Origin of the sequence: Burkholderia ambifaria AMMD, assembly GCF_000203915.1 — a bacterium.
GTDB lineage: Bacteria > Pseudomonadota > Gammaproteobacteria > Burkholderiales > Burkholderiaceae > Burkholderia > Burkholderia ambifaria.
This window is the reverse complement of record NC_008390.1, coordinates 2,069,962-2,095,452: the sequence shown is the minus strand read 5'-3', so window position 1 is coordinate 2,095,452 and position 25,491 is coordinate 2,069,962. Positions and strand designations below refer to the sequence as shown.

Genomic DNA, 25,491 nt, shown 5'->3' with positions numbered 1-25,491 from the left:
CATCGGGATCGGAAGGCCGGCGGACGAGAGGGCCCGCCGTGCGGCGGGGCACTCAGTATAGCGGCGTTATATGTCGGCGCGCGGCGACGGGTAAAAAAGGCGATTGATCAGCGTGCGCACCATCGGCGCGAGTTCGCCCGCGACGAGGCCGGCCGGGCCGTTGCCGTTCGCGGTCAATGTGTCGGCCGCGAGGCCGTGCAGATACACGCCCGCGAGCGCGGCTTCGTACGGCGCGACGCGCTGCGCGAGCAGCGCGCCGATCAGGCCGCCGAGCACGTCGCCGGTGCCGCCGGTCGCGAGCGCGGCATTGCCGGTCGGGTTCACCGTCAGGCGGCCGTCGGGCGCGGCAATCACCGTGCCCGAGCCCTTCAGCACGACGATGCTCGCGTAGCGCGCGGCCAGCGCCTGGGCCGCGGCCAGCCGATCCTGCTGCACCGTCGCGGTATCGCTGCCGAGCAGCCGTGCCGCCTCGAGCGGATGCGGCGTCAGCACGCACGCGAGGCCGCGCGCGCCGCGGGCGGCAACGGCGGTCGCGAGCTCGGCGTGGGTCGCGACGAGGTTCAGCGCGTCGGCGTCGAGCAGCGTCACGGCGTCGTGCGCGAGCACGTCACGCACGAGGGTTGCCGCGGCCTCGCGCGGGCCGAGGCCGCAGCCTGCCGCGATCGCGGACATCGCATCGAGATCGAGGCCGTCCGCCGGATGCAGCATCAGCTCCGGAAAAGGCGGGTCGTACGGCGGCGCGCCGGCGCCGAGGAAGCCGACATGCACCTTGCCGGCCCCCGCGAACAGCGCGGCGCGCGCGGCGAGGATCGGCGCGCCGCACATGCCGGTGTCGCCGCCGAGCACCGCCAGGCTGCCGAACGTGCCCTTGTGCGATGCGAACGCGCGGGCGGGCAGCGCGGCGGCGAACCGGGCCGGCGCATTCAGCACGACGGCCGGCGTGGCGGGCGGTGCGACGTCGAGCGACGCGATGTGAATCTCGCCGGCGAGATCGCGGCCGTCGCCCGTGTAAAGGCCCGGCTTCGCGCCGATGAAGGTGAGCGTATGGGTCGCGGCGACGGCGACGCCCGCGCCGACGATCCGGCCTGTGTCGCTGTCCAGTCCGCTCGGCACGTCGAGCGCGAGCACGCGGCCGCCGTTTCGTGTGTGCGCGGCGATGCGCGCGGCCTGGGCGGCGAACGGGCCGTCGAGCGCGCGGCCGAGGCCGATGCCGAACAATCCGTCGACGACCCACGCGTAATCGTCCAGCGACGCGGGTGGTTCGGTCGACAGCGGCACGCCGGCCGCGCGCGCGAGGCCGAGCGCCCATTGCGCATCGTCCGGCTTGACCGCCAGCGGCATCCACGCCTGCGTGGCGACGCCAAGCTGCTGCAGCTGCGCGGCGGCCACCAGCGCGTCGCCACCGTTGTTGCCGGGGCCGACCGCGAACCAGACCGGGCGTTCGTTGCCAGCGACCCGTTCGGACAGCCAGCGCGCGGCGGCCGTGCCCGCGCGGCCCATCAGCGTGTGCGGCGGCAGTTCGGCGGTTGCGGCGGCCTCGGCCGCGCGCAGGTCGGCGACGCGCAGCAGCGCGAGCGGGGCGGAGTCGGGAAGCGGGCGGGTGTTCGTCATCGCGGAGTCATGGCGGCGAAGAGGAAGCCGCCCCGGGGGCGAGCCCGCGGCGGTCAGGTCGTGAAGCGCGCGGCGCTCAGCGCGGCGAGCGTGTCGGCCGGCCACTGCTGCGCGGCGCCGCCCACGCAGTCGGTCACCACTTTAGCAGACCCGCACGCGAGGCCCCAGCCGGCCGGGCCGTGGCCGAAATTGACGAACACGCGCGGATGCGGGGTCGGACCGACGACCGGCAGGCCGTCCGGCGACAGCAGCTGCGTGCCTTGCCACGACAGCGCGGCGGAAATCTTTGCGGCGCCGGGCACCCAGTCGTGGACGGCCTGCCCGAGCAGCGCGAGCGCGGCCTCGGACAACGGCTCGGGAAGCGGCTTCGCGGTGTCGGCGAGGCTCTGCAGCACGCCGCCGCCGCCGACGCGCAACCGCTGGTGGGTGCGCGTGATCGAGATCCGCTTGATCGAATCGACGACGCTCAGGTGCGGCGCATGTTCTTCGTACGCGACCGGCGCGGTCAGCGTGTGGGCGCGCACCGGATGCAGCGGCAGCCGCCAGCCGAGCCGCTCCAGCAGCGGCAGGCTGCCGGCGCCGGCGGCGACCACGATCGCGTCGGCCGAAATCACGTCGACCTCGTGTGCCTTCGTCGCATGCCGCCCGCCGGCCGGCGGCGCGAGCTCGACCGCGGCGCGGCCGGTGTCGACGCGGATCGCGGCGACGTCCGCGCCGAAGCGAAACTGCACGCCGTGCTCGTCGAGCGTCTGCTTGACCAGCTTCGCGAACAGCGGGCAGTTGCCGGTGCGCTCGGCCTCGAGCAGCACGCCGCCGGCGAAGCCGGGCTCGGCCGGCACCGACGGCTCGAGTGCCGCGCATTCGTCGGCGGTGAGCACCCGGTACGGCTGGTCGAGCGTGCGCAGCAGGTCGAGCGCCGGCTGCAGCGCGTCCCAGTCGCGCGTGTCGCGCACGACGTGGAGGATCCCCGGTTTCTGCTCGAATTCGAGCTGGAAGCGCGCCTCGATGTCGGCGAGCGACTCGCGCGACGCGTCGATCAGCGGGCGCAGCCGTGCGTACTGCGCGACGAATGCGTCGGGCTCGCGCAGCGCCGCGAGCTGCTTGACGAAGCGGCGCACGCCGCCGTTCAAGCCCGGCTTGTACACGATGCCGGTGTCGCGCGGCTGGCGCTGGTGCATGAAGGTGGGGCCGAACCAGACGTCGAGCGGGCTCGGCAGCAGTGCGCCGCCGTCGCCGTAGGTCGCACCCTGCGCGACGGTCGCGTGGCGCTCGACCACGCACACGCGATGGCCGGCCGCACGCAATTGGTAGGCGGTGGCGACGCCGCTGAGTCCGCCGCCGATGACGATGACATCCATGGATTGCTTCGATGACGGGCGGCGCGCACGCCGCCCGGTGAGAATTCGCTGACGGGCCCCCGGCCCGGTGAACCGGGAATGATAGCGCCAAAAGCGCGCGAACCGGCGCCACGCGAGTCCATCCGATTCCGCCATCGTGCGGCCGCCGGCTGCCGCGGCCGGGCACGCCGGGCCGGCGGGCGGATGGGCGGGCGGCTCGGCGAGGCGGGTGCGGCGGATTGCGGTGCACCGTCGCGGTGCGCGACCGGTCCCGATCGGCCGGTCTGGGACGACCGACTTCCGGGTATAATTACGGCCTTCCTTTCGCCCCACGTCGCCACCTCGCGCGACTCATCGACGTCAGTCCAGCCCATGGCTCACTTCTCGTGTTTTCCCGGCGCTTCGGCCCTCTCCGATTTCCGTCAAACCCGTCTGCTCGACACGCTCAGGCAAATCGACGCCAACATCGTCGCGGTGCGCGGCCAGTTCCTGCACTTCGTCAATGCGGCCGAGCCGCTGTCGGCCGACGACAGCGCCCGCATCGACGCGCTGATGCACTACGGCGCGCCGTTCGAGCCGGCGGCCGAGAAGGGCGCGACCGAGACCTTCGTCGTGCTGCCGCGCTTCGGCACGGTTTCGCCGTGGGCCAGCAAGGCGACCGACATCGCGCAGCACTGCGGCCTCACGCAGGTGCGTCGCATCGAGCGCGGCGTCGAATTCACGGTCACGCTGAAGTCGGGCCTGCTCGGCGGCAAGAAGGCGCTGTCCGACGACGCGCGCGCGGCGGTCGCGGCCGCGCTGCATGACCGGATGACCGAAAGCGTGGTCGCCGCGCGCGACGACGCGAAGCACCTGTTCGACGAACTGCCGGCCAAGCCGCTCGCGACCGTCGACGTGCTGGGCGTCGGCCGCGCCGCGCTCGAGCGCGCGAACGTCGAGCTGGGCCTCGCGCTCGCCGATGACGAAATCGACTACCTGGTCGACGCGTTCCGCAAGCTCGAACGCAACCCGACCGACGTCGAGCTGATGATGTTCGCGCAGGCGAACAGCGAGCACTGCCGCCACAAGATCTTCAACGCGCAGTGGACGATCGACGGCGAGCCGCAGGACATGTCGCTGTTCGCGATGATCCGCAACACCGAGAAGCTGAGCCCGCAGGGCACGATCGTCGCGTATTCGGACAACTCGTCGATCATGGTCGGCGCCGAAGCCGAGCGCTGGTTCCCGCGCAACGCGGGCGCGGCCGGCGAGCCGGGTGAGCGCTATGGGCGCCACACCGAGCTCACGCACACGCTGATGAAGGTCGAGACGCACAATCACCCGACGGCGATCTCGCCGTTCCCGGGCGCGGCGACCGGCGCGGGCGGCGAGATCCGCGACGAAGGCGCGACGGGCCGTGGTGCGCGTCCGAAGGCCGGCCTCACCGGTTTCACCGTGTCGAACCTCGACCTGCCCGGCGCACGCCAGTCGTGGGAAAACGCCCGCGACGCGGCGCAGCCGCTCGGCGAGCGCAACCCGAACGACGTGCACGGCCCGTACGGCCGTCCGGACCGCATCGCGTCGCCGCTGCAGATCATGATCGACGGCCCGCTCGGCGGCGCCGCGTTCAACAACGAATTCGGCCGTCCGAACCTCGGCGGCTACTTCCGCGTGTACGAGCAGAACGTCGACGGTCAGGTGCGCGGCTATCACAAGCCGATCATGATCGCGGGCGGCCTCGGCAACATCGCGGATCAGCATACGCACAAGCACGACGTGCCGGCAGGCTCCCTGCTGATCCAGATCGGCGGCCCCGGCATGCGGATCGGCATGGGCGGCGGCGCGGCGAGCTCGATGGCGACCGGCGCGAACACGGCCGAACTCGACTTCGACTCGGTGCAGCGCGGCAACCCGGAAATCGAGCGGCGCGCGCAGGAAGTGATCAACGGCTGCTGGCAGCTCGGCGCGGAAAACCCGATCCTGAGCATCCACGACGTCGGCGCGGGCGGCCTGTCGAACGCGTTCCCCGAGATCGTCGACGGCGCGGGCAAGGGTGCGCGCTTCGAACTGCGCAAGGTCGCGCTCGAGGAATCGGGCCTGTCGCCGCGCGAAATCTGGTCGAACGAGGCGCAGGAGCGCTACGTGCTGGCAATCGCGCCGGCCGACCTGCCGCGCTTCGAGGCGATCTGCGCACGCGAGCGCTGCCCGTTCGCGGTGGTCGGTGTCGCGACCGACGAACGCCAGCTGAAGCTCGTCGACGACGAAGCGACGGGCGCCGACGAATACCCGGTCGACATGCCGATGGAAGTGTTGCTCGGCAAACCGCCGCGCATGCATCGCGACGTCACGCGCGTCGCCACCGAGCGCGCGCCGGTCGACGTGACGGGCATCGCGCTGTCGGAAGTCGCGGTCGACGTGCTGAAGCACCCGACGGTCGGCAGCAAGTCGTTCCTGATCACGATCGGCGACCGTTCGGTCGGCGGCACGTCGGTGCGCGACCAGATGGTCGGCCCGTGGCAGGTGCCGGTGGCCGACTGCGCGGTGACCGCACTCGACTACGCGGGCTTCAAGGGCGAGGCGATGACGATGGCCGAGCGCACGCCGCTCGCGGTGATCGACGCGCCGGCATCGGGCCGCATGGCCGTCGGCGAGGCGATCACGAACATCGCGAGCGCGCCGATCGCGTCGCTCGACAAGCTGAAGCTGTCGGCGAACTGGATGGCGGCGTGCGGCACGGCCGGCGAGGACGCCGCGCTGTTCGATACGGTCCGGGCGATCGGCATGGAGCTGTGCCCGGCGCTCGGGATCGGCATTCCGGTCGGCAAGGACTCGCTGTCGATGAAGACCAAGTGGGACGAGCAGGGCGTCGCGAAGGAAGTGGTGTCGCCGGTGTCGCTGATCATCTCCGCGTTCGCACCGGTCGAGGACGTGCGCCGCCACCTGACGCCGCAACTGCGCCGCATCGCCGACGCGGGCGACAGCGTGCTGATCGCGATCGATCTCGGCCGCGGCAAGCACCGGATGGGCGGCAGCATCTTCGCGCAGGTCACGCAGCAGGTCGGTGACGCGACGCCGGACGTCGACGATCCGGAAGACCTGAAGCGTTTCTTCAACGCGATCCAGTCGCTCAACGCGCAAGACAAGCTGCTCGCGTACCACGACCGCTCGGACGGCGGCCTGTGGGCGACCGTGTGCGAAATGGCGTTCGCGGGTCACGCGGGCGTGTCGCTGAACGTCGACATGCTGACGCTCGACCCGAATCACGAATCCGACTACGGCGACGCGAAGGACTGGGCGAAGCAGACGAGCGGCCGTCGCGAGGATCGCACGCTGCGCGCGCTGTTCTCGGAAGAACTCGGCGCCGTCGTGCAGGTGCGCGCGGCCGATCGCGACGCGGTGCTCGGCGCGCTGCGCGAGTTCGGCCTGTCGGCGTGCTCGCACGTGATCGGCACGGTCAACGACCGCGACGTGATCGAGGTGTACCGCGATGCGAAGAAGATCTTCGACGCGCCGCGCGCCGAGCTTCATCGTGCGTGGGGCGAAGTGAGCTGGCGCATCGCGCGCCTGCGCGACAACCCGGCTTGCGCGGACGCCGAATACGACGCGCTGCTCGATGCGGCGGACCCGGGCATCTCGCCGGTGCTGACGTTCGATCCGGCCGACGACATCGCCGCGCCGTTCATCGCGACGGGCGCACGCCCGCGCGTCGCGATCCTGCGCGAGCAGGGTGTGAACTCGCACCTCGAAACGGCGTACGCGTTCGACCGCGCGGGCTTCGACGCGCACGACGTGCACATGAGCGACCTGCTCGCGGGCCGCGCGACGCTCGCCGATTTCGCGGGCGCGGTGGCGTGCGGCGGTTTCTCGTACGGCGACGTGCTGGGCGCCGGCGAAGGCTGGGCGAAGACGATCCGCTTCAACGCGAACCTCGCCGACATGTTCTCGGCGTTCTTCGCGCGCCCCGACACGTTCGCGCTCGGCATCTGCAACGGTTGCCAGATGCTGTCGAGCCTCGCGTCGATGATTCCGGGCGCCGAGGCGTGGCCGAAGTTCACGCGCAACAAGTCGGAGCAGTTCGAGGCGCGCTTCTCGTTCGTCGAAGTCGAGAAGTCGCCGTCGATCTTCTTCGCGGGGATGGAAGGCTCGCGGATTCCGGTGGCGGTCGCACACGGCGAAGGCTATGCGGACTTCTCGCAGCAGGGCGACATCGATCGCGTCGCGGTCGCGATGCGCTACATCGACCACCGCGGCGAAGCGACCGAGCGCTATCCGTTCAACCCGAACGGGTCGCCGGCCGGCATCACGTCGGTCACGACGGCCGACGGCCGCTTCTCGGTGCTGATGCCGCACATGGAGCGCGTGCACCGCACGGTCACGATGAGCTGGCATCCGGAAGACTGGGACGAAGCGAGCCCGTGGATGCGCGTGTTCCGTAACGCACGCCGCTGGATCGGCTGATGTTCGATCCGCACGCACCGGTCGAGATCGTCACGCTGCGCGATGAACGCGCGAGCGACGTCGATGCGATCGGTCGCGTGATCGTGGCCGCATTCGCGGACGAACCGCAGCACGGGCAGCTCGAGCGGCAGATTGTCGACGCGCTGCGCGCGGATGGTGCGCTTGGCGTATCGCTCGTCGCGGAGCGCGACGAGCGCGTGGTCGGTCACGTCGCGTTCTCGCCGGTGTCGATCGGCGGCGCGCCGGCCGGCAGCCACGCTTGGTACGGGCTCGCACCGCTCGCGGTGCGGCCCGAATGCCGGCGCCGGAGCATCGGTGCGGGGCTCGTGCGCACAGGGCTCGACGCATTGCGCCGGCTCGGTGCGCGCGGCTGCGTCGTGCTCGGCGATCCCGCGTACTACGCGCGTTTCGGCTTCGTGCCGTCCGGCGATCTCGTGTTCGCGGATGCGCCGCGCGAGTATTTCCTCGCGCTGGCGTTCGACGAAGCCGCACTGCGGCCGTCGGGTGAGGTCCGCTATCACGCTGCGTTCTATCCGGCATAGCGGTTCGCCGCGCTGGCCGTACAGGATACCGGATCCCGCCGTTCCGAAAAGAAGCCGCTTAGAAGCGGCTTTTTCTTTGCGCGGCCGGGCAGGGCCGCGAGCCGTATCCATGCGCATCCCGGCCGCAACGCGCGGGTCGACCGCAGCCGGCGCGGCGCGTGCCGCAGCCGCACGCACGCATGAAAAAGGCCGCTCACAGGGAGCGGCCTTGGCGTGGGCGAGTGTCGCCGACGTTACTGGATCTTCGCCTGCTGGCGCAGACCTTCCTCGAACGCCTGCAGCTTTTGCTGCACGATCTGCTGCGCGATCTGCGCCTTCACCTGGTCGAACGGCGGCGGGGCGACGTCGCGGATGTCGTCGGCACGGATGATGTGCCAGCCGAACTGCGTCTTCACCGGCGTGTCGGTCATCTGGCCTTTCTGCAGCTTCTGCGCGGCCGCCGCGAATTCCGGCACGTACGCCTTCGGATCGGACCAGTCGAGGTCGCCGCCATTCTTGCCCGAACCCGGATCCTTCGAGTACTGCTTCGCGAGATCCTCGAACTTCGCGCCGCCCTTGATCTTCGCGATCAGGTCCTTCGCTTGTTGCTCGCTTTCGACGAGGATGTGATGCAGGTGGTACTCGCGGTTGCCGCCGGCACCCTTCACGAGCTCGTCATAGCGCGCCTTCACTTCCGCGTCGGTCGGCTGGTTCTTCTTCAGGAAGCTCTCGATCATCGAGCGCAGCACGACCGTCTGCTGCGCGACGGCGACCTGCGCCTTCACGTCCGGACGGTTCGGGATGCCTTCGCGGATCGCTTCCTGCATCAGGATTTCGCGGTTCACGAGTTCCTGGCGCACGGCCTGCTGCAGTTGCGGGCTGTCGGTCTGACCTTGCTGGACGAGCTGCGCGACCATCGCGTCGGCGCGCGACTTCGGAATCGGCGTGCCGTTCACGACGGCGATGTTCTGGGCGAATGCCGGTGCCGCTGCAAAAGCAGCCGCCGCGACCCACAGGCGGGGGGATTTCAGGATCATCGGGAATTCCTGTTGAGACTAGATTGAAGATTCGTTGAATTCTTCGGGCGTATAAGCCACGATCGCGAGCGCGTGAATGCCGCGCTGCATCGCATCAGCGAGCGCATCATACACCAGCCGGTGCCGCGCCACGCGTGGCTTGCCCGCGAATGCGGCCGACACGATCGTGACCGTGTAGTGGCCGCCGGCGGCCGCGCCGGCGTGGCCCGCATGCTGCGCGCTGTCGTCGCGCACCGTGAGCGACAGCGGGGCGAGCGAGGCGGTCAGGCGCGCTTCGATCAGCGCGATGCGCTCGTCGGGCGAGGCGTCGAGAAAGGCGTCGGTCATGTCACTCGTCCTTCAGGTACTTCGTGAGCCACAGGCTCTGCAGGATGATGAACACGACCATCGCGCCCGTCGTCCCGAACAGCTTGAAGTTCACCCACTGCGATTCGGTGTAGTTGTGCACCACGTACAGGTTCGCGACGCCGAGCACCGCGAAGAACAGCGCCCACGCGACGTTCAGCTTGTCCCACACGGGATGCGGCAGCGTGAGCTGCTTGCCCATCATCTTCTCGATCAGGTTGTTGCCGAACGCATAGCGTGCGGCGAGCAGCCCGATCGCAAACAACCAGTACAGCACTGTCGGTTTCCATTGAATGAATTTTTCGTCATGTAGGACGAGGGTGGCGCCGCCGAAGACGACGATCACGCCGAGACTGACCCACAGCATCGTGTCGACCTTCCGGTGCCGGAAGGCGACCCACGCGACCTGGGCCAGTGTCGCGACGATCGCGACGGCGGTGGCGGTAAAGATGCCCCAGACCTTGAAGGCGGCGAAAAACAGGATGATCGGAAACAGATCGAACAGGAATTTCATGGCGCTCGCAGCTGCGTGAAAGACCGCATCGCGCGGCCTTTCACCGTTGTGGGGACCCGCCAGGCGACACCGTCCGGGATCGGCGCAGCCGGCAAGGCTGTCCGACCGATCCGTCCGGCGCCGCTCATTCGTTTTCGGGTCGGGACTCGAAGTTTAACGCAGCCGAATTGATGCAGTACCGCAAACCGGTCTTGTCGCGCGGGCCGTCCTCGAACACGTGGCCGAGATGCGCGCCGCAATGGTTGCAGCGGACCTCGACGCGCACCATCCCGTGCGTGCGGTCGATCTTCTCGTCGATCACCTCGCCGTTCAGCGGCTTGAAATAGCTGGGCCAGCCGCAGCCCGAATGGAATTTCGCGCCGGATTCGAACAGCGGCGTGCTGCAGACGACGCATTTGTAGATGCCGGCGTCTTCGGTGTCGGTGTATTCGCCGGTGAACGCGCGCTCGGTCGCCGCATGCTGCGTGACCTCGTACTGCATCGGCGTGAGCCGGCGGCGCAGCTCGGCGTCATCCTTCTGGTACGGGTAGGTTTTATCGTCGGTATCGTGTGACATGTGGGAGTTCTCCTGATCGGTCGGTCGGGTCGTGCGGGTCACGACGAACAGCTCACTTCGAGCGACCCGGCCCAGTCGGGCGGCAATGCCGCATACGCTTCATGTTCCGGTTGTTCGTCGAACGGCCGGCGCAGCACCTGCGCGAGTCGCTCGACTTCGGAAAAGTCCTTTTCCTTCGCGCGCCGGATCGCGACTTCGGCCAGATGATTGCGCAGCACGTATTTCGGGTTCACGCGGTTCATCGCGGCCGCACGGGCCGCGTCGTCGCGCGTCTCCTCGGACAGCCGCTCGCGGTAGAGGTTCGCCCACGCATCGAACGCGTCGCGATCGATGAACAGGTCGCGCACCGGCGCGTCGCGGCTCGCGTCGTGCTTCGACAGCTGCGCGAGGCGGCGGAACGTCAGCGTGAAGTCCGCATGGCTCGCGTGCATCGTTTCGAGCAGCTTGTTCGCAAGTTCGGCGTCGTTCTCGCGTTCGAGCTCGAGGCCGAGCTTCGCACGCATCGCGCGTTCGAGCGCGGGGCCGAAGCGCTCCGGAAACTTCGCGAGCACGGCCTGCGCGTCGTCGACCGCGCGCTCGGCGCGCGCATCGTCGTCGGCGATGCCGTGCTGCAGCCCGATCAGTGGCAGCAGCGCCTGCGCGAGGCAGTAGCAGTTCCAGTGCGCGATGCGCGGCTGCATCCGGTACGCGTAGCGGCCGCTCGTGTCGGAGTGGTTGCAGATGTGATTCGCGTCGAACGCGTCGACGAAGCCGAACGGGCCGTAGTCGATCGTCAGGCCGAGGATCGACATGTTGTCGGTGTTCATCACGCCGTGGCAGAAGCCGACGGCCTGCCATTGCGCGACGAGGTCGGCCGTGCGCAGCGTCGCGGCTTCGAGCAGCGCGAGGTACGGATCGTCGGCCTCGCGGCACGCGGGATAGAAGCGGTCGATCACGTGATCGGCGAGCTGGCGCAACAGGTCCGGGCGATCGTTCGAGAAGAAGTGCTCGAAGTGGCCGAAGCGCACGAAGCTCTCCGACACGCGCGTGACCACGGCCGACGTCTCGATCTCCTCGCGCACCACCGGCTGGTCGGAGCCGATCACTGTGAGCGCGCGCGTGGTCGGGATGCCGAGGTGATGCATCGCTTCGGAACACAGGAATTCGCGGATCGACGAACGCAGCACCGCGCGGCCGTCGCCCATCCGCGAATACGGCGTGCGGCCGCCGCCCTTGATCTGCAGCTCGTAGCGTCGGCCGTCGGTGCCGGGGAGTTCGCCGATCGTCAGCGCGCGGCCGTCGCCGAGCTGGCCGGCCCACACGCCGAACTGGTGACCGGAATACACCGACGCGTACGGCAGTGCGTGCGCGGGCCAGTCGCGCGTCGGGTTGCCGGCGAACAGCTCGGCGAAGCCGGGCTGGGTGGCGAACGATGCCGGCAGGCCGAGCAGCTGCGCGACTTCGTCGGAACAGCCGACGACGTACGGCGCGGGCAGCGGCGCGGCCGGCAGCCGCGTATGAAACGCGTCGCCGAGCGTGACGAACGCGCCAAGGGCCGGCGCGCCGAGCGTGGCGGCGAGGTCGGGGAGAGTGTCAGCCGCATCGGCTGCGCTTCGGGAAAACGACATGTTGAGCGCCTCTGGGTAAGCCGATATTGTAAGGCGGCGCCGCGCCGCCCGCATGGCGGCCCGCATGCGTTGCGCGACGCCCGTCCCGCCGTGGACGGGCCGCACGCCGGCGCACCGCTTCAAGGCTGGTCACCGATTCGCGTCCTTCCGGGAGAACAAGACGATGGGTAAGCCGTTGCTGGGCCAGATGATGGACATGCCGTTGCTGGTGTCGTCGCTGATCGCGCATGCCGCGCGTTATGCGGGCGACACGGAGATCGTGTCGAAGCGCGTGGAAGGCGACCTGCATCGCTACACGTACCGCGACTGCGAGCAACGCGCGAAGCGCCTCGCGCAGGCGCTCGCCCGGCTCGGCGTCGAATCGGGCGACCGCGTCGGCACGCTGGCCTGGAACGGCTACCGGCACCTGGAGGCGTATTACGGGATCGGCGGAATGGGCGCCGTGTGCCACACGATCAACCCGCGCCTCTTTCCGGAGCAGATCGCCTACATCGTCAATCACGCGGAAGACCGCTACGTTTTCTTCGACATCAATTTCGCGCCGCTCGTCGATTCGATCGCGCCGCAGTGCCCGCACGTGAAGGGCTGGATCGCGATGACCGACGCCGCGCACGTGCCGTCCGGCGCGCTGCCGTACCTGTGCTACGAAACGCTCGTCGACGCCGAAGACGGCCACTATGACTGGCCGCGCCTCGACGAGCTGCAGGCGTCGGGCCTGTGCTACACGTCGGGCACGACCGGCAATCCGAAGGGCGTGCTGTATTCGCATCGCTCGACGGTGCTGCACGCATACGGCGCCGCACTGCCCGACGCGATGAACCTGTCGGCGCTGGACGCCGTGCTGCCCGTCGTGCCGATGTTCCATGTGAACGCGTGGGGGCTGCCGTACGCGGTGCCGCTCACGGGCGGCAAGCTCGTGCTGCCCGGCAAGGACCTCGACGGCAAGTCGCTGTACGAACTGATGGAGGCCGAGCGCGTGACGTTTTCCGCGGGCGTGCCGACCGTGTGGCTCGGGCTGCTGAACTACATGCGCGAGGCCGGCGTGCGCTTCTCGACGCTGAACCGCACGGTGATCGGCGGCTCCGCGTGCCCGCCCGCGATGCTGCGCACGTTCGAGGACGAATACGGCGTGCGCGTGATCCATGCGTGGGGGATGACCGAGCTGTCGCCGCTCGGCACGCTCGCGAAGCTGAACTGGGCGCAGTCGCAGCGGCCGCTCGACACGCAGCGCCGGTTGCTGGAAAAGCAGGGGCGCGTGATCTGCGGCGTCGACATGCGGATCGTCGGCGACGACGGCCGCGAACTGCCGTGGGATGGCGTCGCGTTCGGCGAACTGCAGGTGCGCGGGCCCTGGGTGATCGATCACTACTTCAGGAGCGACACGTCGCCGCTGTCGGACGGTTGGTTCCCCACCGGCGACGTCGCGACGATCGACCCCGACGGCTTCCTGCAGATCACCGACCGCAGCAAGGACGTGATCAAGTCCGGCGGCGAGTGGATCAGCTCGATCGACATCGAGAACGTCGCGATCGCGCACCCGGGCGTCGCCGAAGCCGCCTGCATCGCCTGTGCGCACCCGAAATGGACCGAGCGTCCGCTGCTCGTCGTGGTGCCGCGCGAGGGGGCGAACCTGACCCGCGACGCGCTGCTCGCGTTCTACGAAGGCAAGGTCGCGAAGTGGTGGGTGCCCGACGACGTCGTGTTCGTCGAATCGCTGCCGCACACCGCGACCGGCAAGCTGCAGAAGCTGAAGCTGCGCGAGACGTTCCGCGGCTACGTGCTGCCGACGGCGGTCGGCGAGCCGTAAGCCAGGGCCGGCCACGGTCCGCCACGCGGTCGCCCGATCCGGCCCCCGGATCGGGAAAAATTCAAATTGAACGACCGTGCTTTTTCGTTGTATGCTGCCTCCGTTCGATCCGGACATGCGGCCGTTCGACCGCGCACAATGAAGCGCAGCCACCCCGGCGCGCGATGCATGGAGGCAGGCAGATGGCAGTGGACTATTCGACTCGCGACGGCGTGGCCGTCATCACGCTCAACAATCCGCCCGTCAACGGGCTCGGCCTGTCGACGCGCCAGGGCGTCATGGACGCGCTCGATCGCGCCCTGCAGGATCCGTCGGTCACGGCGATCGTGCTGACGGGCGCGGGCCGCGCGTTCTCGGGCGGCGCCGACATCACCGAATTCAATACCCCGAAGGCCCTGCAGGAGCCGACGCTGCACACCGTGATTCGCGCGGTGGAGGCGAGCGCGAAGCCGGTCGTCGCGGCGCTGCACAGCGTCGTGATGGGCGGCGGGCTGGAGCTCGCGCTCGGCGCGCACTATCGCGTCGCGGCGCCCGGCGCGCAGGTCGCGCTGCCGGAAGTGAAGCTCGGCCTGCTGCCGGGCGCGGGCGGCACGCAGCGGCTGCCGCGTGCGGTGGGCCTCGAAACCGCGCTGAACATGATCGTGTCGGGCGCCCCGGTGCCGTCGGAGCAACTCGCGAACAGCGGGCTGTTCGACGCGATGGCCGACGGCGACCTGCTCGACGCGGCCGTCGCGTTCGCGCGCAAGGTCGGTGCGCAGAAGGGGCCGCACCCGCGCGTGCGCGATCGCAAGATCGTCCACGAGAACGCCGCGGGTTTCATCCAGTTCGCGCGCAATTCGGCGCGGGCCGCCGCGCCGAATTTCCCCGCGCCGCACAAGTGCATCGACGCGATCGAAGCCGGCGTGCTGAACGGCTTCGACAAGGGCAGCGTCGCCGAGCGCGAGGGCTTCGTCGCGCTGATGATGACGCCGGAAAGCCGTGCGCTGCGGCATGCATTCTTCGGCGAGCGCGCGGCGAGCAAGATTCCCGACGTGCCGGCCGATACGCCGGTGCGCGAGATTCGCCGCGTCGGCGTGATCGGCGCGGGCACGATGGGCGGCGGGATCGCGATGAACTTCATCAACGCGGGCCTGCCCGTCACGCTGCTCGAGACGAAGCAGGACGCACTCGAGCGCGGGCTGGCCACGATCCGCAAGAACTACGACGCGCAGGTGAAGAAGGGCAAGCTCACGCAGCAGAAGCTCGACGCGCGCATGGCGCTGATCACGCCGACGCTGTCCTATGACGACCTGAAGGACGCGGACCTGATCGTCGAGGCCGTGTTCGAGGAGCTCGGCGTGAAGGAGCAGGTGTTCGGCCAGCTCGACGCGGTGGCGAAGCCGGGCGCGATCCTCGCGTCGAACACGTCGACGCTCGACGTCGACAAGATCGCCGCGTTCACGAAGCGTCCGCAGGACGTGGTCGGCATGCACTTCTTCAGCCCCGCGAACGTGATGAAGCTGCTCGAGGTCGTGCGCGGCGCGCAGACCGCGAAGGACGTGCTCGCGACCGTGATGGCGGTCGCCAAGAAGATCCGCAAGACGGCGGTCGTGTCGGGCGTGTGCGACGGCTTCATCGGCAACCGGATGATCGAGCAGTACATCCGCCAGGCGCTCTTCATGCTCGAGGAGGGCGCGCTGCCCGCGCAGGTCGATCGTGCGATCGAGAAGTTCGGTTTCGCGATGGGCCCGTTCCGGATGAGCGATCTTGCCGGCAACGACATCGGCTGGGCGATCCGCAAGCGCCGCTACGTCGAGAAGCCCGATCTGCAGTATTCGAAGATCGCCGACCGCCTGTGCGAACTGGGCCGCTTCGGCCAGAAGACGGGCGGCGGCTGGTACGACTACGTGCCGGGCGATCGCAAGGCGAAGCCGTCGGCACTCGTCGACGAAATGGTCGTCGCGTATTCGAAGGAGCGCGGCGTCGAGCGGCGCAAGATTGGCGACGACGAGATCGTCGAGCGGCTCGTGTTCGCGCTCGTCAACGAAGGCGCGAAGATTCTCGAGGAGAAGATCGCGTCGAAGGCGTCCGACATCGACATGGTCTACCTGACCGGCTACGGCTTCCCGCTCTGGCGCGGCGGCCCGATGCTGTACGCGGACATGGTCGGCCTCTACAACGTCGAGCGGGCGATTCGCCGCTACGCGGCCGCGCCGAACGGCGACGCGTGGCAGCTCGCGCCGTCGATCGTCGAGCGGGCGGCGGCCGGACGCGGATTCAACGACTGACGAGCCGCGCGTGACGGCACGGCCAAGCCCGCAAGGAGAAACGCAATGAAACGCACCGACGACGTATTGCTCGTGATCGACGTGCAGTACGACTTCATGCCGGGCGGCGCACTCGCGGTGCCGGACGGCGATGCGGTCGTGCCGGTGATCAACGCGCTCGCGCAGCGCTTCGACCAGGTCGTGCTGACGCAGGACTGGCACCCGCGCGAACACGTGTCGTTCGCCGCGAACCACCCGGGGCACGAACCGTTCTCGCCGCTCGCGCTGCCGTACGGCGAGCAGGTGCTATGGCCCGTGCACTGCGTGCAGGATACCGAAGGCGCGGCGCTGCATCGCGATCTCGACATTCCGCACGCGAGGCTCGTGATCCGCAAGGGCGGCGACGCCCAGCTCGACAGCTATTCCGCGTTCGTCGAAGCCGACCGCACGACGCGCACGGGGCTCGCCGGCTATCTGCGCGAGCTCGGCGCGAAGCGCGTGTGGTGTTGCGGGCTCGCGACCGACTATTGCGTCGCATGGTCCGCGCTCGATGCGCGCGCGGCGGGCTTCGAGGCCGCGGTGATCAACGATGCGTGCCGTGCGATCGACCTGAACGGGTCGCTCGCGCACGCATGGCAACAGATGCAGGCGGCGGGCGTCGCACATGTGACGTCCGCGGGCGCACGCCCGACGGCGTAGCGCATTCCCATCCGATTCAGGACATGAAGCAGGACCGAAGGAGACTCGCATGACCGAAGCCGTAATCGTATCGACCGCACGCACGCCGCTCGCGAAATCGTGGCGCGGCGCATTCAACATGACGCACGGCGCGACGCTCGGCGGCCACGTGGTCGCGGCCGCGCTCGAACGCGCGAAGCTCGACCCCGCGCGCATCGAGGACGTGATCATGGGTTGCGCGAACCCCGAAGGCGCGACCGGCGCCAACATCGCGCGGCAGATCGCGCTGCGCGCCGGGCTGCCGGTGAGCGTGCCGGGGATGACGGTGAACCGTTTCTGCTCGTCCGGCCTGCAGACGATCGCGCTCGCCGCGCAGCGGATCATCGCGGGCGAGGGCGACGTGTACATCGCAGGCGGCGTCGAATCGATCTCGTGCGTGCAGAACGAGATGAACCGGCACATGGTCCAGGAAGGCTGGCTCGTCGAGCACAAGCCGGAGATCTACTGGAACATGCTGCAGACGGCGGAGAACGTCGCGAAGCGCTACGGGATTTCGAAGGAGCGGCAGGACGCGTACGGCGTGCAGTCGCAACTGCGGGCCGCGGCCGCGCAGGAAGCCGGGCGCTTCAACGACGAGATCGTGCCGATCACCGTACGCGCGGGCATTGCCGACAAGGCGACGGGCCGGCTGTTCACGCAGGACGTGACGGTGTCGGCCGACGAAGGCATCCGGCCCGACACGACGCTCGAAGGCGTGTCGAAGATCCGTTCGGCCGTGCCGGGCGGCGTGATCACCGCGGGCAATGCGAGCCAGTTCTCGGACGGCGCGTCGGCATGCGTGGTGATGAACGCGGATGTCGCGCAGCGCGAAGGGCTGCGTCCGCTCGGCGTGTTCCGCGGTTTCGCGGTGGCCGGTTGCGAGCCGGACGAGATGGGCATCGGGCCGGTGTTCGCGGTGCCGAAGCTGCTGAAGCAGGCCGGGCTGAAGGTCGACGACATCGGCCTGTGGGAACTGAACGAAGCGTTCGCGGTGCAGGTGCTGTACTGTCGCGATACGCTCGGGATTCCTGAGGACCGCCTGAACGTGAACGGGGGCGCGATCGCGGTCGGCCATCCGTACGGTGTGTCGGGTGCGCGCCTGACCGGTCATGCGCTGATCGAAGGCAAGCGGCGCGGCGTGAAATACGTGGTCGTCACGATGTGCATCGGCGGCGGGCAGGGGGCGGCCGGGCTGTTCGAAATCGTTTGATTTCGACTGACCGACTCGCGGCTTCTCGAGTGGAAGCCGCGAACGCCGGCCTTCGCAGGCCATTCGAAAGGAACCGGAAGTAAAACGCATTCATTCGATGCTGCCGTTTCCCCTTACTTGTCAAACGAATTGACGCATCTATACTTGCTCTGACATTTGCCTTTCGGCGGGATGGGCCAGCGCGTGCGTTGCACCGACGCTCGCGACGCGTTTCCGGTAGCCGGCGAAGACGATGCAGCACGCGTTTCCGGCACCGTGGACGTTCGAACCACGCAGCAGACCGAAACGGGGTTCAAATTGAGCACGACCTATGCATCCGGGGAACCGCCGCGTGTCGTCAGCGCGGCCGCGAGGCTCTACGCGAAATGCCTGCTGGTCGGATTCGCGCTCTTGCCGGCCTATCTGATTGCCTATTTGTGGTTTTTCGGCGACCCCCACGTCGTGTTCGAGAGCCACGCATTCCATGAAATCGCGATCGCGGCCGCCACACTCGAAGGCGCGTTCGTCACCTACGTGACGTGGGTGTGCTACCGGTCGTCCGGCGAGCCGCTGCTGCGCTGGCTGACACTCGGCTTTCTCGGCTTCGCGATGATCTACGCGCTGCACGGGGCGTTCACCGGGATGGCGCACCACAATATCTGGCTGTTCCTGCTGTACGGGCCCGCGTCGCGGCTCGTGATGTCGATCCTGCTGCTGACGGGCATGCTGTCGTATTCGAATCCGCCCGACCGGCCGGAGAAGCGCACGCGTGCGCTAACGTGGCTGCCGTGGATCGCGTTCTTCCTGATCATCAATGTCGCGGTCGCCTATATCGCGTATTCGCCGGTCGCCGGCGCGCTGGGCACGCGGCTGTCGATGGAAGGCGGCGCGCTGATTTTTTCGCTGCTGAACGTTGGCGTGCTGCTCGCCAGGCGGATCCGTTCGCCGCTGATGGTGATCTACGGGATGTCGATCATGGCGTTCGCGCTATCGTCGGTCGCGTTCATCCTCGGCAAGCCGTGGAATCACATGTGGTGGCTCGCGCATGCGATCTTCGCGGGCGGGTTCTTCCTGCTCAGCTATGGCGTCGTGCAGGCGCTGCAGACGACGCGCTCGTTCTCGGCGATCTACCGCCAGGAAGACCTGATGAGCCGGCTGTCGGAATCGATGGCGCGCACCGATAGCGCGCTGCAGGAGTTGCGGCGCACGAACCAGAAGCTCGAGTACATGGCCGCGACCGATCCGATGACGGGTGCATCGAACCGCCGCCAGTTCATCGGGCAGGTCGAGCGCGAGATCGTGCGTGCGGAACGCGACGGCACGCCGTTTTGCCTGCTGGCGCTCGATCTCGACAACTTCAAGAACATCAACGACGCATACGGGCACCAGATCGGCGACGAGGTGCTGCGCGGCGTCGTGCGCCAGTGTCTCGAGGCGATTCGTCCGGCGGGTGCGCTCGCGCGGGTCGGCGGCGAGGAGTTCATGGCGCTGTTGCCCGAGATGCCGCTCGAAGGCGCGCGCATGACGGCCGAGCGCGTGCGTTCGTCGATCGCGAGTTCGCCGTTCGGGCTGGATTTCAAGCGCGTGCAGGTGACGGTCAGCGTCGGCGTCGCGCAGTACGGGGTCGACGGGAGTACGGTCGACGCGTTGCTGCGCGCGGTCGACGAACGGCTGTACCAGGCGAAGCGCGACGGGCGCAATCGCGTGGTCGCGCACTGACGAGAGATCGCCGCACATCTGGCGACGTGGCGCGCATTGATGTGGGGCAGTGGCGCGATGCCGCGTACCGCCGTTTTGCATGCAACCCGAACGAAGCCCCGCCCGCGGATATGCGCGCGGGGCTTTCGTTTAACCGGCGGCCCGACTATCGCGACGCAATCGCCGCCGTGTTCGCCGGCTGCGCGTCCTGCAACCGCTGTGATGCCTGCCACCAGTACTTGCCCGTGCGCAGTTGCGGATCACGGATCGCGAGATACGTCGTGCTCCACAGCTGCGCCGCGTTGGCCTCGGTCGCATCCGCGCTGCGCGTGCCGAATGCGTCTGGCCGGTACTGGCCGTTGACGTACGACCAGGTCCACATCTCCGACGTGCGCATGTCGCGCCCGTTCGAGATCACCTGCCAGATCGTCTGCCGTGCCTGCGTCAGCAGCGTGCGCGTCGTGTCCGACAGGTCCTGGCGCGCGAGCTGGCGATCGAGCCCGGCGACCCACATCGCCTGCTGCCAGGACCAGATCACCGTGCCGTGATACGCGGAACTCGTGAACTTCGGCCACAGCGTCTGGCTCGCATACGCGGGGTTCGCGATCAGCATCCCGACATCGGTGACGAGCCCGGTCGGGAAGGGCCGCGTCACGTCGGCGACGATGCGCCGCAGTTCGTCGTCCGGCGGCGTGCCGAACAGCAGCGCGAAGCCGCCGTCGGAATTCATGACCGGAATCGGGGCGCCTTGCTGGTCGAGCGACAGCGCGTAGAACGACAGCGGCGCGCTCGGCGCGGTGCCGGCCGGCACGCCGGCGGACGGCGCATAGGTCGACACGTCGGTCGCCGCCTGCGCGGCCGGCACGCTCACCTGGAACAGCGGCGGCGCCTGCTGCTCCCAGGTGGCCGCTTCGGTCGCCGTGTTCGCGAGCGCCGCGCGTTGGCCGGCGTCCAGGTACGGATCGAGCAAGCCGCGCGCGAGGAACGCGTTCGCCGCGCGCAGCGCGGCCGGCACGAGCACGGCATTCACGTCATACGGGTAGACGCCGCCGCCGAGCCCGTCGGTGCTGTCGCGCCAGTTGCCGACGATCTCGCCGGGCCGCAGGCGAATCAGGTTCGCGACCGACGGCTGCTGCGCGAATGGCTGCGCGGTCGCCGCGACGTGCAGCAGGTTGACGACGAGCCGGCTGCCGTTGGTCTGGCCGTCGCTGCCGCGTTGCGCGAGATAGGCGGCCGCGCGCGCCTGGCCGCGCGTGTCGTCGATCAGCCAGGCCGCCGCGATCGGCGCGAGCAGGTAGTCGCTGTCGATCATCTTGTAGTCGTAGGCCGGCGTCGCATCGTTCGGCCGGCCCTTCTTCGCGTTGTCGACCAGCGCGAATTCGCCGATGCCTTCCTCGTGCGCGACCTTGCCGTCGTTCGACAGGCGGCTCAGCACCGACGTCAGGCCGGCCTCGATCGCCGCCGGCGCCAGCACCGGCATCAGCATGCGCACCGAGATCAGCGTGTCGCGGCCGAAGTAGGTGTCGTACTGCCACGAGCCGGCCAGCAGCTTGTCGTGGAAGCTCAGGAATTCGAGCACGTTCTGGCTGACCGGGTCGGGGTTCACGGACGGCGCGAGCAGGTCGGCGCGCGTGATCGGCGACAACGGCGTCTCGCCAGACAGCGCGTCGACGTGCAGTTTCAGCGTGCGGGAGCCGGGCGCCGCGCGCAGCACGAGCTTGCCGCCCGCGGCCGGCGCGATGCTGCCGCCGTCGCGCAGCGTGATGCGCAGCGCGTAGCCGGGGGCGCCGTCGATCCGGTCGCGCTGCCATTGCGCGGCGCTGCCCTGGATCGTCGGGGCGGTGACGATCTCCGGCGGAATCGTCGCACCGCCGTTGAAGTCGCGCAGGAAGCGCACGTTGCTGAGCACGCCTTGGCGGATCGTCAGCGTATCGGTGTCGACCGACACGTCGGCACCGATGCCGTGCAGCGGACGACCGTGCGTGTCGGGTGCCGACAGCGCGGCGGGCGGCGTGTCGAGGCTCCAGTTCACCGGCTGCGCGGTATCGTCGAACCACAGCCCGGTGCCGCTGTTGCCGGCCGGAAACACCACGAGCAGGCGCGGTTTCGTCGACGAACGCACCAGCAGATGCGCGGCGACCTGGTCCTGCCGGTAGAACGCATTGATCTGTCCGCCGGCGTCCATGCGGAACGACAGGGCGGCCTGGTTCGACGGCGGATTGGCCGGCTTGACGTCGTCGTCGTTACAGGCCGCGAGCAGGCCGGCGCAGACGAATCCCATACACAGCGACTTCGCGAAACGATGCATGTGATGTCCCTCCTGGTGAATGGTGATTTTTTTTATGAGGATGATTGAAACAGCGGGCGCTCGGCCTGCTTTCCTCCGGTGCGACGGCATTCGGATGAATGCGTGATTTAATCCGGGCGTGATGCGGGTGAATTGGACGGAATAACCGGCAGGCGGTTAATGCCCGAATTGAAAAAACGAAAAGAGGCTTCACCCCTGTGAGGCATGAATGACTTCTTCCGCAGGCATCCCCGCATGGCGCTGGAAGCGCCGCGCGTGCTGCAGGGGGATGAAACGTAAGCTGTCGTGGGGGATTCTAAAGTTCGAATAAAGATGGAGTCAATAATGATTTTGAATACTCTTGGCTGATCGCTTCAAAGCTGGATGCAATTATTGCCAGATGGGTCGGTAAAATGTTCGAATCGGGATGAATTTGAGATAATCGAATTTGAAATTTGGCGAAAATCGATCGGCAATGGATGTCGGTATAGGTCATTTGCCGGTGCTTGACGGGTGGTTGAGCCGACGACGTCGGATTCTGCGAATTCGGCGCGGCCGCCGCTTCAGCAATCGGTGTTCCCGGCATGGGGCCGAGTGCGGTCGCGCTATGCCGCTTCCGAGTTCTGCGCGGACCGCAGCGTTCGAGATCATCCGTCGTTATCGATAAATTTGGTAGGCTTGGAGGCTTCCTCCGCTGTCGATTTCGGCCCTTCACTGAGCGGGGCGTTGCATCTGGTCGGCGAACGGAGGAGGTTGTCTTTACATCATTTTGGAGAATGCGCGGTGCTGCACGTACCCGACGATTCAGTGCTCGTATTGGTCGATTTTCAGACACGACTGATGCCGGCGATCCACGACGGCGCGTCCGTCGTGGCGCAGGCCGTTCGACTCGGCCGTATTGCACGGATATTCGAGGTGCCGGTCGTCGGGACCGAACAAAGCCCGCTACGGCTCGGCGAGAGCGTGTCGGAGATCAAAGGGTTGTGCTCGGACATCGTGGCCAAGGACCATTTCGACGCGTGCACGGATGGTCTGGCCGATGCGCTTCCGGCCGAACGCAACCGCGTCATCGTTGCCGGTTGCGAGGCACACGTCTGCGTGTTGCAAACGGCCTTCGGCTTATTGCGGAGCGGCCGTAAAGTCACGGTGGTCAGCGACGCCGTGGGTTCCCGCAAAACGGTCGATCGGGAAGCGGCAATCGGCAGGCTCAGGGCGAACGGCGTGGAGATCGCGACCGTCGAGATGATCGCGTTCGAATGGCTCGGATCCAGTCGGCATCCGCGCTTTCGCGAGGTGCTGCAATTGATCAAGTGAAGCGCAACGACCGGATCATCTGTAGCGGGGAGGACGCGGCGCAGCCTGTGGGGCTGTTCTAACCGACGATGCCGGCGCGCGGATTATCGCGCCGGCATGGTCGGTTACAGATCCTTGAAGGCGGGGAGGAGATCCTGCTCGACGAGCCGGATCTCTATTCGGTTTGCCGTCTCGATGTGCTCGGGGTTCTTCATCGAGAATGGTGCGTCGGTCGTGCTGACGATGATGGTGCCGCGGCGAGCGGTTCGCCCCCGGAATTGTGAGCAACCGGGATCGTGGAGATTGGCAAGCTCGTCATCGACGATGAATTGCCGACACTGATCGAGTCGCTACTACCGTCACCAAGCCGCAGCGCGAGAAGAACCCGCGCCACGTGCCTGTTTCGAATCGCGCTGCGGCGGGCGGGCCCCCACGTGTGGTTACCTTACCTGCCCGTGAGCCGACTTACGGAATCGGAACGGCTTGATCTTCCGGTCTGAAATGAAAATCGTAGTCGTCACTCATCGACTGCGGTGGAGTGATACGGACGATCGGGACGAAGTCGCCGTTGGTGACGTCGTAATAATCCTTCTGATCCTTTTGCGCATTCGCGAGCGCTTGGCCACCGGCCTCCGAACCGCTCGCCACATAGAAGAACGATTGAATCGGTAGCTCTGCGGGATTGAGGTTTGCCGGCCACGCGTCGATCACGAGCTCATTGTGGTCGTGGAACTCGGTCTCGCCCAGTAGTTGCATTGCCCTGATCAACTGGTTAAATGCACCGGTTGTATCACCAAAGGGTGAACCGTGCCGCACATCGAAACCGCATTGATAAAGGTTTCTATTACTTCCAGCAGGCGCCGCGTTCCAATGGTTCAACCATGCTTCAGCGGTAACGATCCCTTGCTGCTGACAAAGGACGCTCTGCGCAGGGAACGTTTGCGTCGGTCCGCACCCATGGTCCGTCGATCGGCGGTCGGTCCAGCCGTCCATGGGAAAAGCGCACAGTACCTCAAGCTTCGTTTTGTCCGCCGGCCCTTTGTACGGTCCCAGAACCGGAAACAGCGTGAAGCCGTTCGAGCCACCGTTCTTGAATCCGCCGAATTTTGCGTCTTTACGAAGATAGGAAAACGAGACGCGACCGGTTGCCACGTCTTCAGGAGAAGGTTGCCACGAATAATAGCCTGGCCCCGGTACGGTTTCGCGAATGATGATGCCGGTGCATAAAAATACGGGAGCGGTATTGCTGCCGCAGTCTCCGTGCGTATCCATGTATTGATGCCACATGTCGCGCGCTGTGTGGGCGGTGGCGGTGCTTAGCACCTCGGCTGCGTTGACCGAAGCGGCCCAGATAAATGTCGCGACGAACGCAAACCGATACAGCATCTTGCTCATCTATCTCCTCCACCGACCAAGCACCGGCTCTTTATGTTTGTCGTATCCATACGCCGGCATTTAATGGATGAACGGACGTTATTCCCAATCACTAAAATGGGTAACTGTCATTTACGACAGTTGGGCACGATAAGTATTTGTGTCATTAGAGACGGTCTCGTAAAGATCGGCCGGCCCGGTGAACCGTATTCCAGCATCAGATCGCAGCCGCGGTCGAGGAACGCGCCGTGAATGCCGGTACGGTACCTCGCGATCGCCGGCTCTATACCACGATTGAGCGACGCTCGTCGATGTCACTCGAAGTCTTGGCCGCGATCGGCATAGGCCAAACGCGGTTCCGTGCAGCGGGTGGCCGCGCAATCCGCGAATTGGCGGAATCGCGTCGATCCGCGGCAGCAACTGTGTGACGTCGTTGACGTTCGCGCTGTCAGGAACTGTTCCGATGCCTGAGGCGAATAACCCGACGCGAAAGCTGACGGCCTTACGTGGTCTTTTTGAAACCGTCCGGCCGAAGCACTGTATAAAAACAACAGCGTAGCGCGGGGTATGATGTGACGAACTACCACGAACTGGAGCGAACGAAGTGATCAGACATATCGTCATGTGGAAGTTGCATTGACATTTGTGATCATAAGTTGCTGAGTAGTAAAGGATTTTTACAAGACGTTGTCGTTTGATACCCCCTCAAATACCCCCTTTTTCGCGTGCTGGAACGAATTGCCACAGCGTCGCCGCGAACGTTGAGCCGGTCGACAGCGCTTGAGTTCGCGCGTCACCATCGAGGTTGCGCACGCGAGCATCCGCGCGATCGCCGCCGCACTTTTCGAATGTTAATCACGATCGCCGCGCGTTCCTCGGCGCTCAGATGCCAGTAGCTCCCCTTCATCGCAACAC

17 protein-coding genes and 2 pseudogenes are annotated in these 25,491 nt (G+C 67.3%); 8 read left to right on the top strand and 11 right to left on the bottom strand.

The window, feature by feature from the left end:
* Window positions 1-66: 66 nt before the first annotated feature.
* Complete coding sequence (locus BAMB_RS09585) at window positions 67-1,611, bottom strand: NAD(P)H-hydrate dehydratase (protein ID WP_011657156.1); 1,545 nt, start codon at window positions 1,609-1,611, stop codon at window positions 67-69.
* Window positions 1,612-1,664: 53 nt separating this feature from the next.
* Window positions 1,665-2,969 carry an FAD-dependent oxidoreductase gene (locus BAMB_RS09580; RefSeq protein ID WP_011657155.1) on the bottom strand — a complete coding sequence of 435 codons (1,305 nt, stop codon included), beginning with the start codon at window positions 2,967-2,969 and terminating at the stop codon, window positions 1,665-1,667.
* 351 nt (window positions 2,970-3,320) lie between these two features.
* Between BAMB_RS09580 and purL the strand changes: the two genes are divergently transcribed.
* Window positions 3,321-7,385 carry a phosphoribosylformylglycinamidine synthase gene (gene purL / locus BAMB_RS09575; RefSeq protein WP_011657154.1) on the top strand — a complete coding sequence of 1,355 codons (4,065 nt, stop codon included), beginning with the start codon at window positions 3,321-3,323 and terminating at the stop codon, window positions 7,383-7,385.
* Entirely contained in the window at window positions 7,385-7,927 is a 543-nt protein-coding gene (locus tag BAMB_RS09570; protein ID WP_011657153.1) for a GNAT family N-acetyltransferase, read from the top strand. The genes purL and BAMB_RS09570 overlap by 1 nt, the downstream gene beginning before the upstream one ends.
* Window positions 7,928-8,160: 233 nt before the next feature.
* Here the strand turns inward: BAMB_RS09570 and BAMB_RS09565 are convergent, their stop codons facing one another.
* The 5 genes from BAMB_RS09565 to BAMB_RS09545 all read right to left on the bottom strand — a co-directional run bounded on the left by BAMB_RS09565 (window position 8,161) and on the right by BAMB_RS09545 (window position 11,965).
* Entirely contained in the window at window positions 8,161-8,943 is a 783-nt protein-coding gene (locus BAMB_RS09565; RefSeq protein ID WP_011657152.1) for a peptidylprolyl isomerase, read from the bottom strand.
* Between the two features lie 18 nt (window positions 8,944-8,961).
* Complete coding sequence (locus BAMB_RS09560; RefSeq protein ID WP_011657151.1) at window positions 8,962-9,270, bottom strand: BolA family protein; 309 nt, start codon at window positions 9,268-9,270, stop codon at window positions 8,962-8,964.
* 1 nt (window position 9,271) lies between these two features.
* A complete protein-coding gene (locus tag BAMB_RS09555; protein ID WP_006753406.1) occupies window positions 9,272-9,802 on the bottom strand; it encodes a septation protein A in 531 nt (176 codons plus the stop codon).
* Window positions 9,803-9,926: 124 nt separating this feature from the next.
* Window positions 9,927-10,358, bottom strand: coding sequence for a peptide-methionine (R)-S-oxide reductase MsrB (msrB, locus tag BAMB_RS09550; protein ID WP_011657150.1), 432 nt, complete (start codon window positions 10,356-10,358; stop codon window positions 9,927-9,929).
* Window positions 10,359-10,396: 38 nt separating this feature from the next.
* On the bottom strand, window positions 10,397-11,965 hold the full coding sequence (locus BAMB_RS09545) for a protein adenylyltransferase SelO (protein WP_011657149.1): 1,569 nt from the start codon (window positions 11,963-11,965) through the stop codon (window positions 10,397-10,399).
* 163 nt (window positions 11,966-12,128) lie between these two features.
* Between BAMB_RS09545 and BAMB_RS09540 the strand changes: the two genes are divergently transcribed.
* The 5 genes from BAMB_RS09540 to BAMB_RS09520 all read left to right on the top strand — a co-directional run bounded on the left by BAMB_RS09540 (window position 12,129) and on the right by BAMB_RS09520 (window position 19,643).
* Complete coding sequence (locus BAMB_RS09540) at window positions 12,129-13,772, top strand: 3-(methylthio)propionyl-CoA ligase (protein WP_011657148.1); 1,644 nt, start codon at window positions 12,129-12,131, stop codon at window positions 13,770-13,772.
* Window positions 13,773-13,954: 182 nt separating this feature from the next.
* Entirely contained in the window at window positions 13,955-16,039 is a 2,085-nt protein-coding gene (locus BAMB_RS09535) for a 3-hydroxyacyl-CoA dehydrogenase NAD-binding domain-containing protein (protein WP_011657147.1), read from the top strand.
* Window positions 16,040-16,084: 45 nt separating this feature from the next.
* Window positions 16,085-16,717, top strand: coding sequence for a bifunctional nicotinamidase/pyrazinamidase (gene pncA / locus BAMB_RS09530; protein ID WP_011657146.1), 633 nt, complete (start codon window positions 16,085-16,087; stop codon window positions 16,715-16,717).
* Window positions 16,718-16,766: 49 nt separating this feature from the next.
* The gene (locus tag BAMB_RS09525) at window positions 16,767-17,945 is read left to right on the top strand and encodes an acetyl-CoA C-acyltransferase (RefSeq protein WP_011657145.1); all 1,179 of its coding nucleotides are present in this window, start codon (window positions 16,767-16,769) and stop codon (window positions 17,943-17,945) included.
* Window positions 17,946-18,242: 297 nt separating this feature from the next.
* A complete protein-coding gene (locus BAMB_RS09520) occupies window positions 18,243-19,643 on the top strand; it encodes a sensor domain-containing diguanylate cyclase (RefSeq protein WP_011657144.1) in 1,401 nt (466 codons plus the stop codon).
* Window positions 19,644-19,788: 145 nt separating this feature from the next.
* Here the strand turns inward: BAMB_RS09520 and BAMB_RS09515 are convergent, their stop codons facing one another.
* Window positions 19,789-21,930, bottom strand: coding sequence for a glucosidase family protein (locus BAMB_RS09515; RefSeq protein WP_011657143.1), 2,142 nt, complete (start codon window positions 21,928-21,930; stop codon window positions 19,789-19,791).
* 762 nt (window positions 21,931-22,692) lie between these two features.
* Here BAMB_RS09515 and BAMB_RS09510 point away from each other — a divergent pair.
* The gene (locus tag BAMB_RS09510; RefSeq protein WP_011657142.1) at window positions 22,693-23,223 is read left to right on the top strand and encodes an isochorismatase family protein; all 531 of its coding nucleotides are present in this window, start codon (window positions 22,693-22,695) and stop codon (window positions 23,221-23,223) included.
* Between the two features lie 104 nt (window positions 23,224-23,327).
* On the opposite strand, the pseudogene BAMB_RS33595 reads toward BAMB_RS09510, so the two are convergent.
* The 3 genes and pseudogenes from BAMB_RS33595 to BAMB_RS34870 form a co-directional block, all read right to left on the bottom strand.
* Window positions 23,328-23,456, bottom strand: a pseudogene (locus tag BAMB_RS33595) (LysR family transcriptional regulator); the annotation flags it as partial.
* A gap of 211 nt (window positions 23,457-23,667) precedes the next feature.
* Window positions 23,668-24,597 (bottom strand): hypothetical protein, encoded by a 930-nt coding sequence (locus BAMB_RS09500; protein ID WP_011657141.1) that lies wholly within the window; start codon window positions 24,595-24,597, stop codon window positions 23,668-23,670.
* A gap of 145 nt (window positions 24,598-24,742) precedes the next feature.
* Window positions 24,743-25,041 (bottom strand): annotated as a pseudogene (locus BAMB_RS34870) (IS5/IS1182 family transposase); the annotation flags it as partial.
* Between the last annotated feature and the right edge of the window lie 450 nt (window positions 25,042-25,491).

Excerpts from the sequence above, each read along its gene's own strand:
- BAMB_RS09535 (WP_011657147.1), top strand. The coding sequence starts at position 13,955 with ATGGCAGTGGACTATTCGACTCGCGACGGCGTGGCCGTCATCACGCTC.
- msrB (WP_011657150.1), bottom strand. The coding sequence starts at position 10,358 with ATGTCACACGATACCGACGATAAAACCTACCCGTACCAGAAGGATGAC.
- purL (WP_011657154.1), top strand. The coding sequence starts at position 3,321 with ATGGCTCACTTCTCGTGTTTTCCCGGCGCTTCGGCCCTCTCCGATTTC.
- BAMB_RS09560 (WP_011657151.1), bottom strand. The coding sequence starts at position 9,270 with ATGACCGACGCCTTTCTCGACGCCTCGCCCGACGAGCGCATCGCGCTG.
- BAMB_RS09500 (WP_011657141.1), bottom strand. The coding sequence starts at position 24,597 with ATGAGCAAGATGCTGTATCGGTTTGCGTTCGTCGCGACATTTATCTGG.
- BAMB_RS09540 (WP_011657148.1), top strand. The coding sequence starts at position 12,129 with ATGGGTAAGCCGTTGCTGGGCCAGATGATGGACATGCCGTTGCTGGTG.
- BAMB_RS09570 (WP_011657153.1), top strand. The coding sequence starts at position 7,385 with ATGTTCGATCCGCACGCACCGGTCGAGATCGTCACGCTGCGCGATGAA.
- BAMB_RS09525 (WP_011657145.1), top strand. The coding sequence starts at position 16,767 with ATGACCGAAGCCGTAATCGTATCGACCGCACGCACGCCGCTCGCGAAA.
- BAMB_RS09580 (WP_011657155.1), bottom strand. The coding sequence starts at position 2,969 with ATGGATGTCATCGTCATCGGCGGCGGACTCAGCGGCGTCGCCACCGCC.
- BAMB_RS09545 (WP_011657149.1), bottom strand. The coding sequence starts at position 11,965 with ATGTCGTTTTCCCGAAGCGCAGCCGATGCGGCTGACACTCTCCCCGAC.
- pncA (WP_011657146.1), top strand. The coding sequence starts at position 16,085 with ATGAAACGCACCGACGACGTATTGCTCGTGATCGACGTGCAGTACGAC.
- BAMB_RS09555 (WP_006753406.1), bottom strand. The coding sequence starts at position 9,802 with ATGAAATTCCTGTTCGATCTGTTTCCGATCATCCTGTTTTTCGCCGCC.
- BAMB_RS09515 (WP_011657143.1), bottom strand. The coding sequence starts at position 21,930 with ATGCATCGTTTCGCGAAGTCGCTGTGTATGGGATTCGTCTGCGCCGGC.
- BAMB_RS09585 (WP_011657156.1), bottom strand. The coding sequence starts at position 1,611 with ATGACGAACACCCGCCCGCTTCCCGACTCCGCCCCGCTCGCGCTGCTG.
- BAMB_RS09565 (WP_011657152.1), bottom strand. The coding sequence starts at position 8,943 with ATGATCCTGAAATCCCCCCGCCTGTGGGTCGCGGCGGCTGCTTTTGCA.